Source organism: Sphingobium sp. 22B, from assembly GCF_001580035.1.
GTDB classification, from domain to species: Bacteria; Pseudomonadota; Alphaproteobacteria; order Sphingomonadales; family Sphingomonadaceae; genus Sphingobium; species Sphingobium fuliginis.
Genome location: NZ_LTAB01000018.1, coordinates 51,104 through 72,206 on the forward strand (window position 1 = coordinate 51,104; position 21,103 = coordinate 72,206).

General features: G+C 67.7%; 19 protein-coding genes and 1 pseudogene. 13 read left to right on the top strand and 7 right to left on the bottom strand.

Annotated features, from left to right (window positions below; genetic code table 11):
• Positions 1-35 precede the first annotated feature (35 nt).
• From A0J57_RS15760 to A0J57_RS15775, 4 genes are all read left to right on the top strand, one after another.
• Positions 36-380, top strand: coding sequence for an MTH938/NDUFAF3 family protein (locus tag A0J57_RS15760; RefSeq protein WP_076605755.1), 345 nt, complete (start codon positions 36-38; stop codon positions 378-380).
• Between the two features lie 103 nt (positions 381-483).
• A complete protein-coding gene (locus A0J57_RS15765; protein WP_025551587.1) occupies positions 484-1,602 on the top strand; it encodes a Ppx/GppA phosphatase family protein in 1,119 nt (372 codons plus the stop codon).
• Between the two features lie 10 nt (positions 1,603-1,612).
• Entirely contained in the window at positions 1,613-2,284 is a 672-nt protein-coding gene (locus A0J57_RS15770; RefSeq protein WP_044661324.1) for an RlmE family RNA methyltransferase, read from the top strand.
• Positions 2,285-2,418: 134 nt separating this feature from the next.
• Complete coding sequence (locus A0J57_RS15775) at positions 2,419-3,927, top strand: YifB family Mg chelatase-like AAA ATPase (RefSeq protein WP_025551584.1); 1,509 nt, start codon at positions 2,419-2,421, stop codon at positions 3,925-3,927.
• A gap of 73 nt (positions 3,928-4,000) precedes the next feature.
• Here A0J57_RS15775 and A0J57_RS15780 read toward each other — a convergent pair whose 3' ends face one another.
• From A0J57_RS15780 to A0J57_RS15800, 5 genes are read right to left on the bottom strand one after another with little or no spacing between them, the layout of a single operon-like run.
• The gene (locus tag A0J57_RS15780) at positions 4,001-4,756 is read right to left on the bottom strand and encodes a FadR/GntR family transcriptional regulator (protein ID WP_025551582.1); all 756 of its coding nucleotides are present in this window, start codon (positions 4,754-4,756) and stop codon (positions 4,001-4,003) included.
• Between the two features lie 18 nt (positions 4,757-4,774).
• Complete coding sequence (locus A0J57_RS15785; protein ID WP_061939347.1) at positions 4,775-5,698, bottom strand: Gfo/Idh/MocA family protein; 924 nt, start codon at positions 5,696-5,698, stop codon at positions 4,775-4,777.
• Positions 5,695-6,672, bottom strand: a complete 978-nt coding sequence (araD1, locus tag A0J57_RS15790; protein WP_061939363.1) for an AraD1 family protein — start codon at positions 6,670-6,672, stop codon at positions 5,695-5,697. Before araD1 ends, A0J57_RS15785 begins: the two co-directional genes overlap by 4 nt.
• A 20-nt stretch (positions 6,673-6,692) precedes the next feature.
• A complete protein-coding gene (locus A0J57_RS15795; RefSeq protein WP_061939345.1) occupies positions 6,693-8,270 on the bottom strand; it encodes an aldehyde dehydrogenase (NADP(+)) in 1,578 nt (525 codons plus the stop codon).
• A 24-nt stretch (positions 8,271-8,294) separates the two neighbouring features.
• Positions 8,295-10,097: an IlvD/Edd family dehydratase gene (locus A0J57_RS15800; RefSeq protein WP_061939343.1), complete on the bottom strand. Its 1,803-nt coding sequence runs from the start codon at positions 10,095-10,097 to the stop codon at positions 8,295-8,297.
• Positions 10,098-10,219: 122 nt separating this feature from the next.
• Between A0J57_RS15800 and A0J57_RS15805 the strand changes: the two genes are divergently transcribed.
• Both A0J57_RS15805 and A0J57_RS26920 read left to right on the top strand, forming a co-directional pair.
• On the top strand, positions 10,220-11,122 hold the full coding sequence (locus A0J57_RS15805) for a 2-dehydro-3-deoxygalactonokinase (protein ID WP_061939361.1): 903 nt from the start codon (positions 10,220-10,222) through the stop codon (positions 11,120-11,122).
• Positions 11,123-11,241: 119 nt separating this feature from the next.
• A pseudogene (locus tag A0J57_RS26920) lies at positions 11,242-11,382 on the top strand (2-dehydro-3-deoxy-6-phosphogalactonate aldolase); the annotation flags it as partial.
• Between the two features lie 4 nt (positions 11,383-11,386).
• Here A0J57_RS26920 and A0J57_RS15810 read toward each other — a convergent pair.
• Complete coding sequence (locus A0J57_RS15810) at positions 11,387-13,423, bottom strand: ATP-binding protein (RefSeq protein ID WP_235600885.1); 2,037 nt, start codon at positions 13,421-13,423, stop codon at positions 11,387-11,389.
• 146 nt (positions 13,424-13,569) lie between these two features.
• Here A0J57_RS15810 and A0J57_RS15815 point away from each other — a divergent pair, with 146 nt between their 5' ends.
• From A0J57_RS15815 to rpsI, 4 genes are all read left to right on the top strand, one after another.
• Positions 13,570-14,616 carry a COX15/CtaA family protein gene (locus A0J57_RS15815; protein ID WP_061939341.1) on the top strand — a complete coding sequence of 349 codons (1,047 nt, stop codon included), beginning with the start codon at positions 13,570-13,572 and terminating at the stop codon, positions 14,614-14,616.
• Positions 14,613-14,930 (top strand): divalent-cation tolerance protein CutA, encoded by a 318-nt coding sequence (gene cutA / locus A0J57_RS15820; protein ID WP_044661331.1) that lies wholly within the window; start codon positions 14,613-14,615, stop codon positions 14,928-14,930. The genes A0J57_RS15815 and cutA overlap by 4 nt, the downstream gene beginning before the upstream one ends.
• A 137-nt stretch (positions 14,931-15,067) precedes the next feature.
• A complete protein-coding gene (rplM, locus tag A0J57_RS15825; protein ID WP_007686594.1) occupies positions 15,068-15,547 on the top strand; it encodes a 50S ribosomal protein L13 in 480 nt (159 codons plus the stop codon).
• On the top strand, positions 15,547-16,074 hold the full coding sequence (rpsI, locus tag A0J57_RS15830; protein ID WP_044661332.1) for a 30S ribosomal protein S9: 528 nt from the start codon (positions 15,547-15,549) through the stop codon (positions 16,072-16,074). Before rplM ends, rpsI begins: the two co-directional genes overlap by 1 nt.
• Positions 16,075-16,211: 137 nt before the next feature.
• Here rpsI and A0J57_RS15835 read toward each other — a convergent pair whose 3' ends face one another.
• Positions 16,212-17,381, bottom strand: a complete 1,170-nt coding sequence (locus A0J57_RS15835; protein ID WP_061939339.1) for a M23 family metallopeptidase — start codon at positions 17,379-17,381, stop codon at positions 16,212-16,214.
• Positions 17,382-17,907: 526 nt separating this feature from the next.
• Here A0J57_RS15835 and rpsL point away from each other — a divergent pair.
• The 3 genes from rpsL (at position 17,908) to fusA (ending at position 21,012) form a co-directional block, all read left to right on the top strand.
• Complete coding sequence (rpsL, locus tag A0J57_RS15840; protein ID WP_007686591.1) at positions 17,908-18,279, top strand: 30S ribosomal protein S12; 372 nt, start codon at positions 17,908-17,910, stop codon at positions 18,277-18,279.
• 15 nt (positions 18,280-18,294) lie between these two features.
• A complete protein-coding gene (gene rpsG / locus A0J57_RS15845) occupies positions 18,295-18,765 on the top strand; it encodes a 30S ribosomal protein S7 (RefSeq protein WP_007686590.1) in 471 nt (156 codons plus the stop codon).
• 174 nt (positions 18,766-18,939) lie between these two features.
• Positions 18,940-21,012, top strand: a complete 2,073-nt coding sequence (gene fusA, locus A0J57_RS15850; RefSeq protein WP_044661334.1) for an elongation factor G — start codon at positions 18,940-18,942, stop codon at positions 21,010-21,012.
• Positions 21,013-21,103 lie beyond the last annotated feature (91 nt).

Below are 21,103 nucleotides of genomic sequence, written 5' to 3' on the forward strand. Positions count from 1 at the left end.
TAGAGCTGCGCCGCGATGAATCGGGGCAGGGGCCGATCGTCACCGGCTTTCAGGGGCGGGGTTTTCGGGTCCGCGACGATGTCTTTCCCGAAGGCCTGCTGCTCTCCCCGGTGCGGGCGCTCGCCTGGCAGGATGCGCCGCCCGTCGATGCGCTGACGGTGGCGCATCTGGGCGACCTGTTCGACCTCGACGTCCAGCCGGAATTCCTGCTGGTCGGCACGGGCGCCGCCCTGCGCCAGCCGCCGCGCGCCTTCGTGCGCGAACTGGAGGGGCGCGGCATCGGCGTGGAGGTGATGGACAGCCGCGCCGCCGCCCGCGCCTGGGGCGTGCTGCGCGCCGAGGAACGGTGGATCGTCGCGGCCCTCATGCCGCTTGTCTGAGGGGGCTGTCCGCCCCGCCTTGCGCTTTCCTGTTCCTTTGCCTACTCTTGTCGCCAAGTTCCGGCGCTTTTCGGCGCTGGCGAAGAAGAAAAGAGATACGGCCATGGTGCAGCACAGCCGCCCATCGCCGCAGAGTTCCGGCCCGGCCGGCGGAATTTCGGGCAAGGGGGTCCGTTCCGGTCAGGGCAATGGGAGCAAGGCTGCGGCCCTCACTCCCCCGTCGAAATCGCGGGGCCTTTTGCCTCATCCGCTGCGCGGACGCCGCTCCTACGCGGCCATCGACCTTGGCACCAATAATTGCCGCCTGCTGATCGCCAAGCCATCGGCGGACGGCTTCATCGTCGTCGACGCCTTTTCGCGAATCGTGCGGCTGGGGGAGGGGCTTGCCGCTTCCGGCCGGATCAGCGACGCCGCCATAGAGCGCGCGATTTCCGCCCTGTCGGTCTGCGCCGACAAGCTGCGCCGCCGGCACGTCACCCTGGCCCGCTCGGTCGCGACGGAGGCGTGCCGCCGCGCCTCCAACGGGGCCGAATTCATCCAGCGCGTCTATCGGGAAACCGGCATCGCCCTCGACATCATCAGCGCGCAGGAAGAGGCGCGGCTGGCGGTGCTCGGCTGCCACGCGCTGCTGGAGCCGGGCGACGGCCCCGCGCTCATCTTCGACATTGGCGGCGGCTCGACCGAGCTGGTGCTGGTGGACGCCAATCGCGCCGGCGCGCCGCATATCGTCGATTGGGTGAGCGCCCCCTGGGGCGTGGTCTCCCTGACGGAGAGCGAGCCTTTCGACCATGCCGATCCCATGGACCGGCTGTCCGCCTATGCCCGGATGCGCGCCCGCGTGGCGGATGCCTTCGCGCCGCTGGCCCGCCGCCTGCCGGCTCCGCAGGCGGATATCCGCCTGCTCGGCACGTCGGGCACGGTGACGACGCTGGCCAGCCTGCATCTCGACCTGCCGCGCTACGACCGGCAGGCGATCGACGGTCTGATCGTGCCGTCGACGTCGATGCGGGCGATTTCGGCGCGGCTGTCCTCCATGCCCCTGGCGGAGCGGCAGAAGCTGCCCTGCATCGGGACGGAGCGGGCCGATCTGGTCGTTGCGGGCTGCGCCATCCTGGAATCCATCCTCGACATCTGGCCCGCCCAGCGCCTGGGCGTGGCCGATCGCGGCATTCGCGAGGGCATATTGCGCGGCCTGATGGACCGCGACGGAGTGAAGATGTGAGAGGCCCCCTGTGAGAGGTACCGGTGCCGGCAAGGTGCGGGTCAAGACGGCGAAGGGGCGGACGGCACAGTCCACCCGCTGGCTCGAACGCCAGTTGAACGACCCCTATGTCCGCCGCGCCAAGGCGGAGGGGTGGCGCAGCCGCGCCGCCTTCAAGCTGATCGAACTGGACGAGAAGTTCCATTTCGTAAAGGGGTCCCGCGCGGTGGTCGACCTGGGCGTGGCGCCTGGCGGCTGGGCGCAGGTGGTGCGGAAACTCTGCCCCAAGGCGAAGGTGGTGGGCATCGACCTGCTGCCGACCGATCCCATTCCGGGCGTCACCCTGTTCCAGATGGACTTCATGGACGACAGCGCGCCCGCCCTGCTGGCGGAGGCGCTGGGCGACGCGCCCGATCTGGTCATTTCCGACATGGCGGCGAACACCGTCGGCCATGCCGCGACCGACCATCTGCGCACCATGGGGCTGGTCGAGGCGGCGGCCATGTTCGCGGTGGAGAATCTGCGCAAGGGCGGCACCTTCGTGGCCAAGGTGTTCGCGGGCGGCACCGACGCCGACCTGCTCGCCATCCTCAAAAGGCATTTCACCACGATCAAGCATGCCAAGCCGCCCGCCAGCCGCAAGGGCAGCGTCGAATGGTATGTCGTGGCGCAGGGCTTCAAGGGCCGCCCGGAAGAGGGCTGATCCGTCCACCATCACCAGGAGATTGAAATGCCTCCCTGTTCCTGCGAAGGCAGGAACCCGGTTCGGCCCCTGACGCGGCACTCCTGCCCTCGCGGGAGCGCCATGGAGGCCGTCCGGGGCATGGGGGAACATCATTGGTTTCGACGGTATCGACGGTCGCCTATCTGGGGCTGGAAGCGCGCGGCGTGGAGGTTCAGTGCCAGCTCGTTCCCGGCCTTCCCAATTTCATCGTCGTCGGCCTGCCGGACAAGGCGGTCGCGGAAAGCCGGGAGCGGGTGCGCAACGCCATCGCCGCCATCGGCCTTTCGCTGCCGCCCAAGCGGATCACCGTGAACCTCTCGCCCGCCGACCTTCCCAAGGAGGGGTCGCATTTCGACCTCCCCATCGCGCTGGCCCTGCTCGGCGCCATGGGCGTGATCGATGCCGAGACGCTGGCGGGCTATGTCGTCGTGGGCGAGCTGGGTCTGGACGGCCGCATCGCCCCGACGCCCGGCGTGCTGCTCGCCGCGCTCCATGCGGGGGAGCGGGAACTGGGCCTCGTCTGCCCGGTGGCGCAGGGCGCGGAAGCCGCCTGGGCCGGTCAGGTGGAGGTGATCGCCGCGCCCGACCTGCTGGCCATCCTCAACCATTTCAAGGGCGCCGCCGCCCTCTCGCCGCCGCAGCCCGGGCAGGTGGAGCCGCCGATCCGTGCCGCGGACCTCAGGCAGGTCAAGGGTCAGGAAAGCGCCAAGCGCGCGCTGGAGATCGCGGCGGCGGGCGGCCATAATCTGCTGATGGTCGGCCCGCCCGGCGCGGGCAAGTCGCTGATGGCGAGCTGCCTGCCCGGCATCCTGCCCGAACTGACGCCGGGCGAGGCGCTGGAAACCTCCATGGTGGCCAGCGTCGCCGGCACGCTGGAGGGCGGCCGGATCAGCCGCGCCCGTCCCTTCCGCAATCCGCATCACAGCGCCTCCATGGCGGCGCTGGTCGGCGGCGGGCACAAGGCGCGGCCGGGCGAGGTCAGCATGGCGCATCTGGGCGTGCTGTTCCTCGACGAACTGCCCGAATTCCAGCGGACGGTGCTCGATTCGCTGCGGCAGCCCCTGGAGACGGGGGAAGTCACCGTGGCGCGGGCCAATGCGCATGTCACCTTCCCGGCGCGGGTGCAGCTGGTGGCGGCGATGAACCCCTGCCGCTGCGGCCATCTGGGCGATCCGGCGCTGGCCTGTTCCCGCGCCCCCCGCTGCGCGGCGGACTATCAGGCCAAGGTGTCGGGACCGCTGCTCGACCGCATCGACCTGCATGTGGAGGTGCAGGCGGTGACGGCGGCGGACCTGGTCCTGCCCCCGCCCGCCGAAGGATCGGCGGAGGTCGCGGTCCGGGTCGCCGCCGCGCGGGCTGTGCAGACGCGCCGCTATGAAGGGACGTCGCTGCGCACCAATGCGGAGGTCGATGGAGAGCGGCTGGAGGATGTCGCCGGGCCGGATCAGGCCGGGCGCGAACTGCTGGCGCAGGCGGCTGCGGCGATGAAGCTGTCGGCGCGGGGCTATACCCGCGTGCTGCGCGTGGCGCGGACCATCGCCGATCTGGCGGGGGCGGATCGCGTCGGGCGCGTCCATGTGGCCGAAGCGCTCAGCTACAGGCGGCGGGCCCCGGTGAACTGACGGCGCCCGACCCGGCCGGGTCGGCCCTCCACGGCATCGCCCGGAAAGCCGGCGCCCGCTTTTCTACGCCCTGTTAAAGCTTGCCGGGTTCCGTCATGACCACGTCCATGTCGGCCATGGCCAGCCGCAGCAACTCCACCATGCCGTTGCGCGCGGCGGCCGTGTCGCGGGTGGCGATGGCGCGATAGACCGCCTTGTGATCGGGCAGGGGATCGCGCGGCAGCAGCTTCTTGCGATGCTTGAAGGTGGTGGTCCAACTCACCGCCGCCCCCACCGAACTGGCCAGCGCGGCGAGCGCGTCATTATGCGTCGCCGCCAGCACCGCATGATGGAAACGCTGGTCCGCCGCCCGCCCTTCCGGCGTCGAAAGGCCGTGCTTTTCCATCTCGTCCAGCGCCTGCGCCATGATGGCCAGTTGCTCGTCGGTCCGCCGCCGCGCCGCGAATTCGGCCGCCGCCGGTTCGATCACGCCGCGCAGTTCGAACAGGTCGCGGATGAAGTCGCGGTCCGGCTCCCCCGCGAACATCCAGGCGAGCATTTCCGGGTCCAGCACATTCCATCGGCTGCGCGGCAGCACGCGGGTACCGGCCTTGGGCCGGCTTTCCAGCATCCCCTTGGCGATCAGGATGCGCACCGCCTCGCGATAGGCGGTGCGGGATACGTGAAGCCGCTCCGACGCCTCGATCTCCCCCTCGAACAGGTCGCCGGGCTTGTGGACGCCCATCAGGATCGCCGTGCCCAATTGCCGGGCGATGGCCTGATGGATGCGAAGCGAGCCTTCGTCCGTCGCGAATTTGCGTTCCGTTACGTCCTTGCGCTCGCTTCCCAATGTTCAGGCCCCCCCGGTTCAGTCCTCGAAGGCCGTCGTAGGGCAATGCCGCCCACAAAGGAAGGCGTCCGCCACCAAACGCAGCGGCGCGATGTCGGCGTCGATCGCCCGGTCCTCGACCAGCCCCACGAAGCGGCGATACATGGCCGGATATTCCTCGTCCGGCGCCTTGATCTGGATTTCCCCGTCCAGGCGCAGCATATTGCCGCCCTCCGACAGCAGCAGGCTGCCATTCGCCGTCTCGACCGCGATGTCCCATGTCTGCGGGCCCGTCTGGCGCCAGTCGAACACGGCCTCGACCGTCGCGCCCGACGCCGTCGCCATGCTCAGCGCGGCGCCGATGGGCGCGTCCCTGTTCTCCGGCACTTCCAGGCTGGCCGACAGCATCGTCACCGGCTCCGGCACGATCTCCGTCAGGATCGACAGGGCGTTGATGCCCGGATCGAACACGCCGAACCCGCCCGCTTCCCAGATCCACGGCTGGCCCGGATGCCAGTGGCGGACATCCTCGCGCCACTGGATGTCGATGTGCCGGATCGGGCGCTCCGCCACCCACGCCTTCGCCTGCGCGACCGCGGCGGCATAGCGGCTGTGCCAGCTTGCATAAAGGGTGACGCCCTGCGCGCGGGCGAGGGCGACCAGCGCCTCCACTTCCGACACGGTGGCGCCCGGCGGCTTTTCCAGGAAGACATGCTTGCCCGCCAAGATCGCCTGCCGCGCCGCCTGGTATCGGACCTGCGGCGGCTGGCAGAGGATCACGGCGTCCATGTCCGGCTCCCCCGCCAGCATCGCGTCCAGATCGGGATAGTTGTTCACGCCGTCGCCCCGCGCATTGCGGCTGGCGACGGCGACAAGGTCTATGCCGCCGGTCTTCGCGATGGCGGGAAGGTGCTGGTCGCGGGCGATCTTGCCCAGGCCCACAAGGCCTGCCCTGATGGTCATAGGACTTTCACCTTCGTCTTGCCCTCGTCCGCCGCGCGGCGCAGGCCGTTGCGCACGGGCAGGGTGAAGGGCGCGGCCTCCACCTCGAACACATCGCCTTCCTGCGCGGCGAAGCCTTCCGAAAAGGAAAGGGTGGCGGTGCCGAAGAAATGGACATGGATGTCGCCCGGACGGCGGAACAGGCCATATTTGAAATGATGATGTTCCAGATTGTCGATCCGGTGGGACATGTTGGTCTCGCCGGAAAGGAAGGGCTTTTCCCACACCGTCACGCCATTGCGGACGATGCGGCTGGTGCCGCGCAGGTCCTCCGGCAGGTCGCCCAGCAGCAGTTCGGGGCCCAGCGCGGCCTGACGCAGCTTGCTGTGCGCAAGCCACAGATAATTGCCGCGTTCGGTCACATGATCGGAAAATTCATTGCCGATGGCAAAGCCGAGGCGAACCGGCGCGCCGTCCCCGTCGATCAGGTAGATGCCGGCGACCTCCGGCTCCTCCCCGCCATCCTCCGCGAAGGCCGGCATGGTGAAATCCTCGCCGGGATGGACCAGTATCTGGCCGTCGCCCTTGTAGAACCATTCGGGCTGCGCGCCGATTCCGCCGTCGGCGGGCTTGCCGCCCTCCACGCCCATCAGGAACATGCGCATGCTGTCGGTCAGATCGCCCGACGCGGCCGCCTTGTGCATCTTGTCGCGGCCTTCCGCCGAACCGAGATGGGTGAGGCCGGTGCCCGCGACCAGCAGGTGCGCGGCATCCTCATGGTCGATGGGGCAGAGCAGCCGGACGGCGGAAAGGTCCACCGCCCCGCCCAGCCGCGCTTCCGCCATGGCGGCCAGGCCCTGCCCAGCCGCGATCGCCTCCAGCGCCAGCGCGCGGGTGGAGCTTGCGGCCTCCACGCGCCGGGCCGCGCCGGTCCGGTCGAGGGCGGCGACGCCGCGGCGGCCGCCTTCCTCAAACTGGACCAGCGACCGGATCATGGATTCATCCACGGACGGCATCACCGGGCGATCTCCAGCCTGCCCTCGATACGGCGGTTGAGCTTCCACGGATTGGCGGCCTGCAAGGCGGGCGGCAGCACCGCGTCGGCCACGTCCTGATAGCAGACCGGGCGCAGGAAGCGCATCATCGCCAGCGTGCCCACGGACGTCGAACGGCCGTCGGAGGTCGAGGGGAAGGGGCCGCCATGCACCATGGCATGGGTGACTTCCACCCCGGTCGGCCAGCCATTCGCCAGCACGCGTCCGACCTTGCGGGACAGGGTGGGCAACAGCTTCGCGGCATCGGCCCGGTCGCTGTCGTCCATCTGGAGCGTCGCGGTCAACTGGCCCTCCATCCGGGCGATGGTGTCGATGACCTCCTCGATCGTCGCGCATTTGACGAGGATGGAGGAGGAACCGAACACTTCATGCGCCAGCGCCGGATTGGCGCGGAACTGCTCGCCGCTGGCGGCGAACAGCGCGTGCTGGCCGCGATTGACGCCGTCCGCCGCCGCGCCGCGCGCGATGGTGGTGACGCCCTCCGCCCCGGCCAGCGCCGCGACGCCCTTTTCATAGGCGGCATGGATGCCGGGCGTCAGCATGACCTGCGCCGCATTGGCCGACAGCGCCTGGGCCGCCGCAGCGACGAAACGGTCCAGATCGGGGCTGTCGAGCGCGATCACCAGCCCGGGATTGGTGCAGAACTGGCCCGAAAACAGCGTCAGCGATCCGACGAAGGCGGCGCCCAGCGCTTCGGCCCGGGCGGCCAGCGCGCCGGGCAGCAGCACGACCGGGTTGATGCTCGACATTTCGGCATAGACCGGGATCGGCTCCTTGCGCCCGGCTGCGATCTTCATGAGGGCAAGGCCTCCGCCGCGCGACCCGGTGAAGCCCACCGCCTTGATGCGCGGATCGGCCACCAGCGCGCCGCCCAGGTCGTTGGTCGTGCCGGGCAGGTAGGAAAACACGCCTTCATGCAAGCCGCTTGCCTCGACCGCCGCGGCGATGGCGCGGGCGACCAGTTCGCCGGTGCCGGGATGGGCCGGATGGCCCTTCACCACCACCGGGCAACCCGCCGCGAAGGCCGATGCGGTGTCGCCGCCCGCCACCGAGAAGGCGAGCGGGAAGTTGGACGCGCCGAACACGGCGACCGGTCCGACCGGCTGGTTGACGCGGCGCAGGTCGCTGCGCGGCAGCGGCTGCCGCTCCGGCAAGGCCTTGTCGATGGTGGCGTCCAGCCAGTCGCCCTGGCGGACATAGCCTGCGAACAGGCGAAGCTGGCCGACGGTGCGGCCCCGCTCGCCTTCCAGCCGCCCGCGCGGCAGGCCGGTCTCGCTCATGGCGGTGGTGATCAGCAGGTCGCCAATGGCCATGATCCCGTCGGCCACCGCCTCCAGAAAGGCGGCGCGGGCGTCGGGCGTCAGCGTGGAGAAGCTCTCGAACGCGGCATCGGCCAGCGCGCAGGCGTCCGCGACATCGGCGGCCGAGGCGTTGTGAAAGGCGATCCCGCCCTTCGCGCCGGTCGACGGGTCGATGGCGAAGAAGGGCTCGCCGCCCTGGCGCTCGCTCGCGCCGACAAGAATGGCTCCGTTGAACATGGGGATAAACTCCGAAATGGGGGATTAATGATTGTCGCGCGGCAGGCCCATGGTCTGGGCAATGCGCTGATATTTCTCCGCGCCCTCCAGGATCGCGCCGCTGTTCAGCTGGCCGACGACGGAGCGCTGGATTTCCTGCCACGGCGTCTGCGAGGCGGGATAGGGATAGCCGCCCTCCGCCTCCAGCGCCGCCCGGCGGCCGGCCAGTTCCTCGTCGGAAATGAGGACGTTCACCGTGCCCCTGTTCAGGTCCATCCGCACCCGGTCGCCGGTCCGCAGCAGCGCCAGGCCGCCCATGGCCGCCGCTTCGGGCGAGGCATTGAGGATGGAGGGACTGCCCGAAGTCCCCGACTGCCGCCCGTCCCCGATGCAGGGCAGGGCGGACACGCCCTCGGTGATGAGGTAGGCGGGCGGCCGCATGTTCACCACCTCCGCCGCGCCGGGATAGCCGACCGGGCCGGCGCCGCGCATGAACAGCAGCGTATCGGGCGTGATGCCGACGGCCGGATCGTCGATCCGCGCATGATAATCCTCCGGCCCGTCGAACACGACCGCCGGGCCTTCAAAGGCGTTGGGATCTTCGGGGTTGGACAGGTAGCGCTGGCGGAACTCGTCCGAAATCACGCTGGTCTTCATCACCGCCGCGTCGAACAGATTGCCCGACAGCACGAGGAACCCGGCCTCCTCCTTCAGCGGCCGGGCGAAGGGACGGATGACCTTCTCGTCCTCGATCTCCGCGCCCCGGCAATTCTCGCTTATGGTCTTGCCGTTGACGGTCATCGCGCCCTCGCGGATCAGGCCCTGTTCGATCAGCTGGCCCACCACCGCCGGCACGCCGCCGGCGCGATAATAATCCTCGCCCAGATATTCGCCCGCGGGCTGGAGGTTCACCAGCAGCGGCACCTTGTGCCCCACCGTCTCCCAGTCCTTGAGCGGCAGCTCCACCCCGACATGGCGCGCGATCGCCGCCAGGTGGATCGGCGCATTGGTCGACCCGCCAATGGCGGAGTTCACCACGATGGCGTTGTGGAACGCGTCCAGCGTCAGGATGTCGGACGGCTTCAGGTCCTCCGCCACCATCTCGACGATGCGCTTGCCGGTGAGGTAGGCGACCTCCTGCCGGTCGCGATAGGGCGCGGGGATCGCCGCCGATCCCGGCAGCATCATGCCCAGCGCCTCGGCCAGCGAGTTCATCGTCGTCGCCGTGCCCATGGTGTTGCAATAGCCGGTCGACGGCGCGGAGGACGCCACCAGCTTGATGAAGCCTTCATCGTCGATCTTGCCCGCGGCCAGCAATTGCCGCGCATGCCAGACGATGGTGCCCGAACCCGTCCGCTCGCCCTTGAACCAGCCGTTCAGCATCGGCCCGACCGACAGGGCGATGGCGGGGATGTTGACCGTCGCCGCCGCCATCAGCAGCGCGGGCGTCGTCTTGTCGCAGCCCGTGGTCAGCACCACCCCGTCCAGCGGATAGCCGTAGATCGCCTCGACCAGCCCCAGATAGGCAAGGTTGCGGTCCAGCCCCGCCGTCGGCCGCTTGCCGGTTTCCTGGATCGGGTGGACCGGAAACTCCAGCGCGATGCCGCCCATCTCCCGAATGCCCTCGCGCACGCGCTCGGCCAGCACCATATGATGGCGGTTGCAGGGCGACAGGTCGCTGCCGGTCTGGGCGATGCCGATGATCGGCTTGCCGCTGCGCAGTTCGTCCAGGCTCAGGCCGAAATTCAGATAACGCTCCAGATAGAGCGCGGTCATGTCTATATTGTCTGGGTTGTCGAACCAGGCGCGGCTGCGCAGCTTGTTGGCGGGCTTGGACGAATCGCTCATTGAGAAGGCACCCTGTCGAAGAAAATGGTCAATGGATTCTCGGGCACGTTGACGCGCTTGCCTCTCCGATATACTCATACAAATAGAAATTCAAGGATGGTTCGGGCCAGGTGACGAATTTGCTGAGCCGCTACGAGGTCGTCGGGGACTGGGGCACCAGCCGCCTGCGGCTGTTCCGTATCGAGCAGGGCCGCGTCACCGCCCGCCATGACGGCCCCGGCATCGCTGCGGCGGCCGGGCAGGCGGAAGCGGCCTTCGCCGCCACCATCGCCCCTTGGCTGGAGGAAGCCGCGCCGACGGAAATACGCCTTTGCGGCATGGCCGGCGCCCGCGACGGCTGGGTGGAGGCGCCCTATGCGGATTGCCCCGCCGACGCCGCGACCTGGCGTGCGGCGGCGGCGCGGTTCGACTGGCGCGGCGTGCCCGTCGCGATCATGGCGGGCCTCGCCTGCACCGGAACGGCCGGCGCGCCCGACCTCATGCGCGGAGAGGAAACGCAGATATTCGGCGCCATCGCGCGCGATCCGGCGCTGGGGCAGGGCCGCCGGCTCATCGTCCTGCCCGGCACCCACAATAAATGGGCGGTGGTGCAGGATGGCCGCGTCACCTCCTTCCGCACCATGCCGACGGGGGAGCTTTTCGCCCTGCTGCGGGACCGTTCCACCCTGGGCGCGCGGACCGACCGGCCCGATCCGGCGCAGGAGGCGCAGGGCTTCGCGGACGGCCTGCGCCGGGCGGAGGAGGAGGGGCGTCTGCTCTCCTCCCTGTTCGCCGCGCGCAGCATGCGGCTGCGCGCCGGACGTTCGGCGGACTGGTCGGCAGGCTATCTGTCCGGCCTGCTGATCGGGACGGAGATCGCGGAAATGCTCGCCACGCCCGGACTCGCCACGTCCGGACAGGCGGACGACATATGGCTGATCGGGGACGCCCGACTCTCGGTGCGCTACGCCCAGGCGCTGGGCAGGCGCGGCGTGCCGAGCGAGACGCTGGACGGCGACGCCTGCTCGCTCGCCGGCCTGTCCTGATGGGGGCCTGTCCTGATGGGGGGCTGTCCCGACGAGGACCGGGGAGGAGAGAGGCTGTTCCCGCCGCCCCATCCGCCAACGCCCCATCCCTCCAATGCCCCATCTCACGGAGACCCCTCATGACCCTGGACGACCTGCTGGCCAAAGGCGCGCCGCCCATTTGCGCGATCCTGCGCGGCATCGGGCCGGAGGAAGCGCTTGCAGTCGGCGCCGCCCTGATAGGGGCGGGCATCCGCATTCTCGAACTTCCCTTCAACTCGGGCTTCACCCCACCTGCCGCGCTCCGTTCCGGTCCAGCATGTCGCGCACCTTGGCGGCCAGTTCGGCATAGGTGAACGGCTTGGTCAGCAGTTCCACGCCCGGATCGAGCCGCCCGTGATGGATGATGGCGTTGCGCGCATAGCCGGTGGCGAACAGCACCCTCAGCCCCGGCCGCTCCGCGCGCGCCTGTTGCGCGATGTCGGCCCCGGTCATGCCGCCGGGCAGGATGACGTCGGTGAACAGCAGGTCGATGGACTGCGAAGCGCTGTCCAGCGCCTGCAAGGCCGCCGCGCCGTCATTCGCCTCGATCACCCGATAGCCCAGTTCCTTCAGCACATCGACGGTATAGGCGCGCACCTTCTCGTCATCCTCGCACACCAGCACCGTCTCGTCGCCGCCGCATATCGGCGCGGCGCGGTCCACCGACCCGGTGTCGTTGTCCGGCAGCGGACCGTAGAAGCGGGGAAGGTAGATCTTGACCGTCGTGCCATGGCCGCTTTCGGAATAGACGCGGATATGGCCGCCGGACTGCTTGATGAAGCCATAGACCATCGACAGGCCAAGGCCGGTGCCCCGCCCGACCTCCTTGGTGGTGAAGAAGGGTTCGATGGCGTGGCTCAGCACCTCCTCGTCCATGCCCTCGCCCGTATCGGACACGCTGATCAGCACATATTGGCCGGGCTTTACCTCCGCCTCCTGCGCGGCATAATCCTCGTCGATATGGGTATTGGCCACCTCTATGGTCAGCTTGCCGCCGTCCGGCATGGCGTCGCGCGCATTCACCGCCAGGTTCAGCAGCGCATTCTCCATCTGGTTGACGTCGATCTCGATCGGCCAGATGCGCGCGCTCTGGATCGTCTCCACCTCTATCGTCTCGCCCAATGTGCGGTTGAGCAGGTCGGACATGCCGCTGACCAGCCGGTTGGGGTCGATCCGCTCGGGCGCCAGCGGCTGGCGGCGGGAAAAGGCGAGCAGCCGCTGCGTCAGCAGCGCGGCGCGCTCCGCGCCCGCCATGGCATTGTCGGCGGCCCGCCGCAGCCGCGCCTGATCCTCGTGAAGGCCGCGTTGCAGCAGTTCCAGATTGCCGGTGACGATCTGCAGCAGATTGTTGAAGTCATGCGCGACGCCGCCGGTCAACTGGCCCAGCGTCTCCATCTTCTGCGCCTGCCGCAGCGCCTCTTCCGCCTCCGCCAGCGCCCGGGCATGGGCGCGCTGCTCGGTCTCGTCGCGGGCGACGCAATAGATAAGGTCGTTTTCCGGCACCGCCGTCCAGCTGAAATTGCGGTAGCTGCCGTCCTTCGCCCGGAACCGGTTTTCGAATCGCACCGTCGGCATGCCCCGCGCCAGCCCGGCGATCTCCCCCTTCGTCTTCTCCAGATCGTCGGGATGCTCCATCCATTCGGACGTGCGCCCGATCAGGTCCGCCTCGCTCCATCCCAATATTTCGGTCCAGGCGGGGCTGGCGGCCAGCCAGGTGCCGTCCCGGTCGGCGACCAGGAACGGGTCGCGCGCCAATGCCCAGAGGCGGGCGCGATCGGCGCGCATCTCCTTTTCCGCGACCACCCTCTTGGTCGTCTCGCTGACGATGCACAGCGCGCCGCCGACGGAGCCGTCCGTCTCGAACACCGGGGAATAGTTGATGTCGAAGAACACCTGTTCGCCCTGTCCGCCGTCCCGCTCGATATAGAAGGGGCGGTCCTTGGCATGCACGGACTGCCCCTGGTCGACGACGGAACGCAGCAGCGGCTCCAGATCGTCCCACAGTTCCGTCCACCCCTCCCGCGCCGGGCGGCCCAGCACGCGGGGATGCTTGTCCCCGATGGTGGGCGCATAGGCTTCGTTGTAGAGCGCGCAGAGATCGGGGCCCCAGAACAGCACGATCTCCGCCTGCGACGACAGCATCAGCCGGACGGTCGACACCAGCGCCGGGGACCAGCCGTGCACCGGCCCCAGCGGCGATCCGGCGTCGATGCGCGCGGTCAGGGCGCCCAGCGGCCCCTGCGCGGCGATCATCTCCGCTATGCCCGGCGCGCCGCTCATCGATTATCCTCGGTCAGCCTGTTCATAGGGCGAGATACGCCTGTCCGGCGCTTTGTATCCGTTCAGGCAGAAGGCGTTACGACCTTTTGTCCACCGGTCAGGGTTATCCTTGCAACAGGCGAAACAAGCGCGCATGGATCGGCGCCATGACCGCGACGACCCTGAGCCGCCCCGCCACCGCCGTCCCACGCCCCGCGCCGATCGCGCGCTGGCTGCTGACGGTCGCCGCCCTCGTCTTCTGCATGGTGGTGGTCGGCGGCATCACCCGCCTGACCGAATCCGGCCTGTCGATCACGCAATGGAAACCGATCAGCGGCGCCATCCCGCCGCTGACCCACGACCAGTGGATGGATGCGTTTCGCGCCTATCAGCAGATTCCCGAATATCGGCAGTTGCGGCAGGGCATGACGCTGGGCGATTTCCAGTTCATCTTCTTCTGGGAATGGGTGCACCGTCTGCTCGGGCGGCTGATCGGCGTCGCCTTCGCGCTGCCGCTGCTCTGGTTCGCGTGGAAACGCGCGATCCCGCAGGGCTATGGCTTCCGTCTCGTCGCGCTGCTGGCTCTTGGCGGGCTGCAGGGCGCGATCGGCTGGTGGATGGTGGAATCGGGCCTGTCGGTGCGCACCGACGTCAGCCATTACCGGCTGGCGGTGCATCTGCTGACGGCGCTGTTCATCATGGGCGGGCTGATCTGGACCGCGCTCGACCTGCTGACCCGTGCGAAGACCCCCTTCGCCAGGCCCGCCATGCTCCATCCCTTCGCGGTGGTCGCGCTGCTGGCGCTGCTGGTGCAACTCATGTTCGGCGCCTTCACCGCCGGTCTGGACGCGGGCTATGTCTCCAGCACCTGGCCGCTGATGAACGACCATCTGGTGCCGGAGGGGATCGAATGGCTGGGTTCGCTCTGGGCCACCCTTTCCAGCGATCCCTATCTCGTCCATTTCATCCATCGCTGGTGGGCCTGGGTCGCCGCGATCCTGCTGGTCATGCTGGCGCGCATGGCGAAGCAGGCGGGGCAGCGCGGCCCCTCCATCGCGATCAACGCGGCGGTGGGCACGCAGGTCGCGCTCGGCATCGCCACGGTCGTCAGCGGCATCGCCCTGCCGCTGGCGGTGCTGCACCAGGCGGTCGGCGCGCTGGTGGTGGCGTCCGCGACCTGGGGCGCCCATGCGCTGGGGGAACGTCGGGGATGAGCGCCGTCGCGCTCGTCTACACGCTGTTCGGCTCGCGGGAGGCCGCGACCCGCATCGCCCGCCAGCTGGTGGAGGAAAGGCTGGCCGCCTGCGCGAACCTGCTGGGGGAGGCGACCTCCATCTACGAATGGAACGGCGCGGTCGATACCGCGGCGGAGGTGCCCGTCCTCTTCAAGACCGCGCCCGCCCGCCGCGACGCGCTGATGGCGCGCATCGCGGAACTGCACGATTATCGGGTTCCGGCGATCCTCGCTCTGCCCGTCGACGCGGCCCACGCCGCCTTCGCCCGGTGGGTGGACGATCGGACGGGCTGATCGGAAGGTATTATTTTACCCGTCAGCAAAGCCGCCGAATCTCTTGACTTGCGCCCTTCCACCCGTCATTAGCGCGCATCTTCCGAAAGCTGGAAACAGCCTTCAATTCACTGTTTCATTCTTGGAGTATTGGCACCATGAAGGCGCTGATGAAGACCACCAAGCCGGCGACCCCGGCCACGGTCGAAAAGAAGTGGGTCCTGATCGACGCGGAAGGCCTCGTCGTCGGCCGCCTCGCCTCGACCGTCGCGAACATCCTGCGCGGCAAGCACAAGCCGAGCTTCACCCCCCATGTCGATTGCGGTGACAATGTCATCATCATCAACGCGGAAAAGGTGAAGTTCACCGGCCGCAAGCTGACCGACAAGGTCTATTACAAGCACACCGGCTATGCCGGCGGCATCAAGGAAACCACCCCCCAGAAGGTTCTGGAAGGCCGTTTCCCCGAACGCGTCCTGGAAAAGGCCGTCGAGCGCATGATCCCCCGCGGTCCGCTGGGCCGTCAGCAGATGCGCAACCTGCGCATCTTCGCCGGCGCCGAACATCCGCACGCCGCGCAGAACCCCGAAGTGCTCGACTTCGCGTCGCGCAACCGCAAGAACAAGGTGGGTGCATAATGTCCGATAACCGCCAGTCCCTGTCCGACCTCGCGTCGCTGACCGCCAACGCTCCGGCCGCTGCCGAAACCGTCGCCGCCGACGCGCCGATCGCTCCGGTCCAGCCCTCGGCTCCGCTGCGCGCCCAGGAAATCGACAGCCTCGGCCGCGCCTATGCGACCGGCCGCCGCAAGGATGCCGTCGCCCGCGTCTGGGTGAAGCCCGGCACCGGCAAGATCACGGTCAACGGCCGCGATCAGGAAATCTACTTCGCCCGCCCGACCCTGCGTCTGGTGATCAACCAGCCCTTCGGCGTCACCGAGCGCGAAGGCCAGTATGACGTGATCGCCACCGTCAAGGGCGGCGGCCTGTCCGGCCAGGCCGGCGCAGTCAAGCACGGCATCGCCCAGGCGCTCGCCAAGTACGAGCCGGCGCTGCGCAGCGCGGTCAAGGCCGAAGGCTTCCTGACCCGCGACAGCCGCGCCGTCGAGCGCAAGAAGTACGGCAAGGCCAAGGCCCGCCGCAGCTTCCAGTTCTCGAAGCGCTGATCGGTTCGACCGTTACGAATGCAAGGGAAGGGGTCGGGTTTCCGGCCCCTTTTCCTTTTGGGGCAGATGAACCCCCGACAGGCAGGGCGCGCGGATCAGGCGGAGCTGGAAATCCGGATCAGCCGAAAGCAAAAGCGCTAACCGCGGCCGCCGACATCCGCCAGGCGCGCCGTGGCGATCTGCTGGATCTGGAGGACATCCTTGCGCGCCTCCAGGAAGCGTCGGGGATTGATGGCATTGCCGTTCACCCGCACCTCGAAATGAAGATGCGGCCCCGTGGAGCGGCCCGTCGATCCCATCCGCGCAATGGCGTCGCCGCGCGCCACCTGCTGGCCGACCCGCGCGCTGAAGCCCGAAAGATGGGCATATCGGGTCAGGATGCCATTGCCATGGGTGACCTCGACCACATTGCCATAGCCGCTGCGCTGGCCCACGAAGCTGACCTTGCCCGATGCGGCCGCCAGGATCGGCTGGCCCATGCTGCCGGGGAAATCCAGACCCGCGTGAAAGGCCGCATGGCCGTTGAACGGATCGCTCCGATAGCCATAGCTGCTGCTCAGCATCGGCGTCGCCGTGGGCTTGCCGGAGGGGATGGCGAGCAGGCTCCCTTCCAGAAATTCCATGCGGGACAGCGCCTGGGCGAGCTTTTCGAACTCGTCCGGCAGGACGTCCTGCCCTTCCCATGGCACGAAGGGGCCGCCCTGCGCGCGCGCCGCCGTGCGGGCGAGGCTGTCGGGATTGAGGCCGAAGCTGCGGATCGCGGCGGCTGCCTTGTCGGCACGATGCCGGACGGCGTCGGTCAGCAGGGCGGCAAAACGGCGCTGCCGCGCGTCGATCCGGAACAACGGCGCCGCTTCGGGCGCGACGCTGATCTTGGTGTCGAGCTTGGACGTGCCGTTCCTGGTTCCGCTGTCGGCCTTGCCGACCACATCGCCGGCCGGGGCCGCGCCCTCCTGACCGAAATGCGTTCGGTAGAGGTCGTCCATGAAATCCTGGCGTTCCTGCAACTCCTGCGCGAGCTGGTCGACCGACTTGCGGTAGCGCTCGACCTGGCTGGCGCTGTTGGCAACGGCCTTGTCACGGGCGGCGCGCTCCTGCTCGATCTCCGCGCTGTTGGCGGCCATGGACAGGGATAGCCCAAGCCCACCGATCAAGGCGGAAGAGAGCAGGCCGACCGTGGCGAGCTGCGCCCTGCGCGAAATACGGATGAACTTCACCTGGCCGCCGGAACGCAGGAAAATCTCCCGTTCCGGACACAGCTTCGAACACCGGGCGGTCATGCCGGCCCAGAGGGCGGCTGCCCCCATCTTGCTCCATTGCGACAATTGCGACCCCGCGTGCTTTTTTAGTGAACGGGGCGCTAACAAAAGGAATCGAGTCGCGCGAATCCGGGGGAGCGGAGTCGTGACGAGTCGAAAGATGAACGGGGTGAAACGTGGAACCAGGCAAAGGGTTCCGGTCCCCCGCGAAATTTTTGCCGGCGCTCTCCGCCCTTCGCAAACCGGCCTCGCCAACCTCTGCGGCGCTGGATAGAAAGGCGTCATCTCCTGGCGTCCCCGCCACGTCGGATCGGGACGGGGCGGATCGTCGGGCCTGTTCTTGACCGGCGGCCGCCACATGGCTATAGGCGCGCCTGCCCAAAGGCCGGAATGGACGGATTCGTTCGCGCCGAACCCCGGTCCTCAGGGCATCAGAGCTGAACATTGCCGGTGCTCTTGCGGCTCCGGGCGGGTTTCCGCCGGAGCCTTTGCTGTTTGGAGGCGATTCGTTTTCCAGGCCGCAAGGAACGCGGGAATGCATGCGGTAAAGTAACTGAAAAAGGTGAAGGGCTTCATGCCAACGATCAACCAGCTGGTCCGCAAGGGCCGCGAACTGCAGAAGACCAAGTCGAAGGTCCCTGCAATGGAAGCGAACCCGCAGAAGCGCGGCGTTTGCACCCGTGTCTACACGACGACCCCGAAGAAGCCGAACTCGGCTCTCCGCAAGGTGGCGAAGGTGCGCCTGGTCAACCAGCGCGAAGTCATCACCTACATTCCGGGTGAAGGCCACAACCTTCAGGAGCACAGCGTCGTGCTGATCCGCGGCGGCCGCGTGCGCGACCTTCCCGGTGTGCGCTATCACGTGCTGCGCGGCGTTCTGGATACCCAGGGCGTCAAGGACCGCAAGCAGAGCCGTTCGAAGTACGGCGCCAAGCGTCCGAAGTAAGGGGAGACCAGTAATATGTCACGTCGTCGTCGCCCCGAAAAGCGCGTCATCCTGCCCGATCCCAAATTCGGTGATGTCGTGCTGTCGAAGTTCATGAACAGCATCATGCAGGACGGCAAGAAGGCCGTCGCCGAGTCCATCGTGTACGGCGCTCTCGACACTGTTGAGGCGAAGTCCAAGAAGGACCCGATCGCCATGTTCCATGACGCGCTGAACAATGTGAAGCCCGGCATCGAGGTCCGCAGCCGCCGCGTCGGTGGTGCGACCTACCAGGTCCCCGTCGAAGTGCGCCCGGAGCGCGCCCAGGCGCTGGCGATCCGCTGGCTGATCACCGCGTCGCGCAACCGCAGCGAAACCACCATGGCCGCCCGCCTGTCGGGTGAACTGCTGGACGCCGCCAACAACCGCGGCAATGCCGTCAAGAAGCGCGAAGACACGCACCGCATGGCGGAAGCGAACCGCGCCTTCTCGCACTATCGCTGGTAATTCGGCGCTGGAAAAAGGCGAAGCGGGCGCCCATATCGTCCGCTTCCTCTCATGGTTTCGAAAAATCGGTCCGTTCGCCACGGGTGGCTACCCATGGCGGACGGATTGGTTTAGGGGCCACGCGCAGATTTAACGAATCCCCAACCGCCGGCGCGCCGGCAACGGAGAAGCATCATGGCCCGCAGCCATCCGCTCGAACGCTATCGCAATTTCGGTATCATGGCGCATATCGACGCCGGCAAGACCACCACGACCGAGCGTATCCTTTACTATACCGGCAAGTCCTACAAGATCGGCGAAGTCCATGACGGCGCCGCCACCATGGACTGGATGGAGCAGGAGCAGGAGCGTGGGATCACCATCACGTCGGCTGCGACGACCTGCTTCTGGAACGATCATCGCCTGAACATCATCGACACCCCCGGCCACGTCGACTTCACCATCGAAGTCGAGCGTTCGCTGCGCGTGCTCGACGGCGCGGTCGCCGCGTTCGACGGCGTCGCGGGCGTTGAGCCGCAGTCGGAAACCGTGTGGCGCCAGGCGGACAAGTACAAGGTTCCGCGGATGTGCTTCATCAACAAGCTCGACCGCACCGGCGCCAACTTCTATTATTGCGTGCAGACGATCATCGACCGTCTGGGCGCCACCCCGGCCGTCCTCTATCTGCCCATCGGTGCGGAATCGGACTTCAAGGGCCTGGTCGACCTGGTCGAGAACCGCGCCATCATCTGGAAGGATGAGAATCTGGGCGCCGAGTTCACCTATGAGGAGATTCCGGCCGACCTCGCCGACAAGGCCGCCGAATATCGCGAGAAGCTGATCGAGCTCGCCGTCGAACAGGACGACGACGCGATGGAAGCCTATCTGGAAGGCAATCTGCCCGACGTCGCCACGCTCAAGAAGCTGATCCGCAAGGGCACGCTGGGCCATGCCTTCGTGCCGGTGCTGTGCGGTTCGGCGTTCAAGAACAAGGGCGTGCAGCCGCTGCTCGACGCGGTGGTCGACTATCTGCCCTCGCCGCTCGACATTCCCGACGTTCAGGGCATCAACCCCGACACCGACGAGCCCGACAGCCGCAAGACGGCCGACGACGCGCCCTTCTCGGGCCTGGCGTTCAAGATCATGAACGACCCGTTCGTGGGTTCGCTCACCTTCCTGCGCGTCTATTCGGGCACGCTGACCAAGGGCAGCTATCTGAACTCGGTCAAGGACAAGAAGGAAAAGATCGGCCGCATGCTCCTCATGCACGCCAACTCGCGTGAGGACATCGACACCGCCTATGCCGGCGACATCGTCGCCCTGGCGGGCCTCAAGGAAACCACCACCGGCGATACGCTGTGCGCCGAGCGCCAGCCGATCATCCTGGAGCGGATGGAATTCCCCGAGCCGGTGATCGAGCTGTCGGTCGAACCCAAGACCAAGGCCGACCAGGAAAAGATGGGCATCGCGCTCAACCGCCTGGCCGCCGAGGACCCGTCCTTCCGCGTCTCGACCGACCACGAATCGGGCCAGACCATCATCAAGGGCATGGGCGAACTGCACCTCGAAATCCTCGTCGACCGCATGAAGCGCGAGTTCAAGGTCGAGGCCAATGTCGGCGCGCCGCAGGTCGCCTATCGCGAATATCTCGCGAAGAAGGTCGACATCGACTACACCCACAAGAAGCAGTCGGGCGGCTCGGGCCAGTTCGGCCGCGTCAAGGTCACCGTCATCCCCGGCGAGCGCGGTTCGGGCTACCAGTTCTTCGACGAGATCAAGGGCGGCAACATCCCGCGCGAATATATCCCGTCGGTGGAAAAGGGCTTCCGCGAGACGGCCGAGACCGGTCATCTCATCGGCTTCCCGATCATCGACTTCGAAGTCCACCTGACGGACGGCGCCTATCACGACGTCGACTCGTCGGCCCTGGCCTTCGAAATCTGCGCCCGCGGCGCCATGCGCGAGGCGGCCGCCAAGTCGGGCATCAAGCTGCTTGAACCGATCATGAAGGTCGAGGTCGTGACCCCGGAGGAATATCTGGGCGACGTCATCGGCGACATGAACAGCCGCCGCGGCCAGATCCAGGGCACCGACAGCCGCGGCAACGCGCAGGTGGTCGAGGCGATGGTCCCGCTGGCCAACATGTTCGGCTATGTGAACCAGCTTCGCTCGTTCACCCAGGGGCGCGCGAACTACTCGATGATCTTCTCGCACTATGACGAAGTGCCGCAGAATGTGGCGGACGAGGTCAAGGCGAAGATGGCCTGATGAATTTCCCGGGCCGGGCCGCGCAAGCGGCTCGGTTTTGGGCTGGCATTCTCTAAATTTGCTGCTATGGACGCGCCTTCGCGAGGCGCGG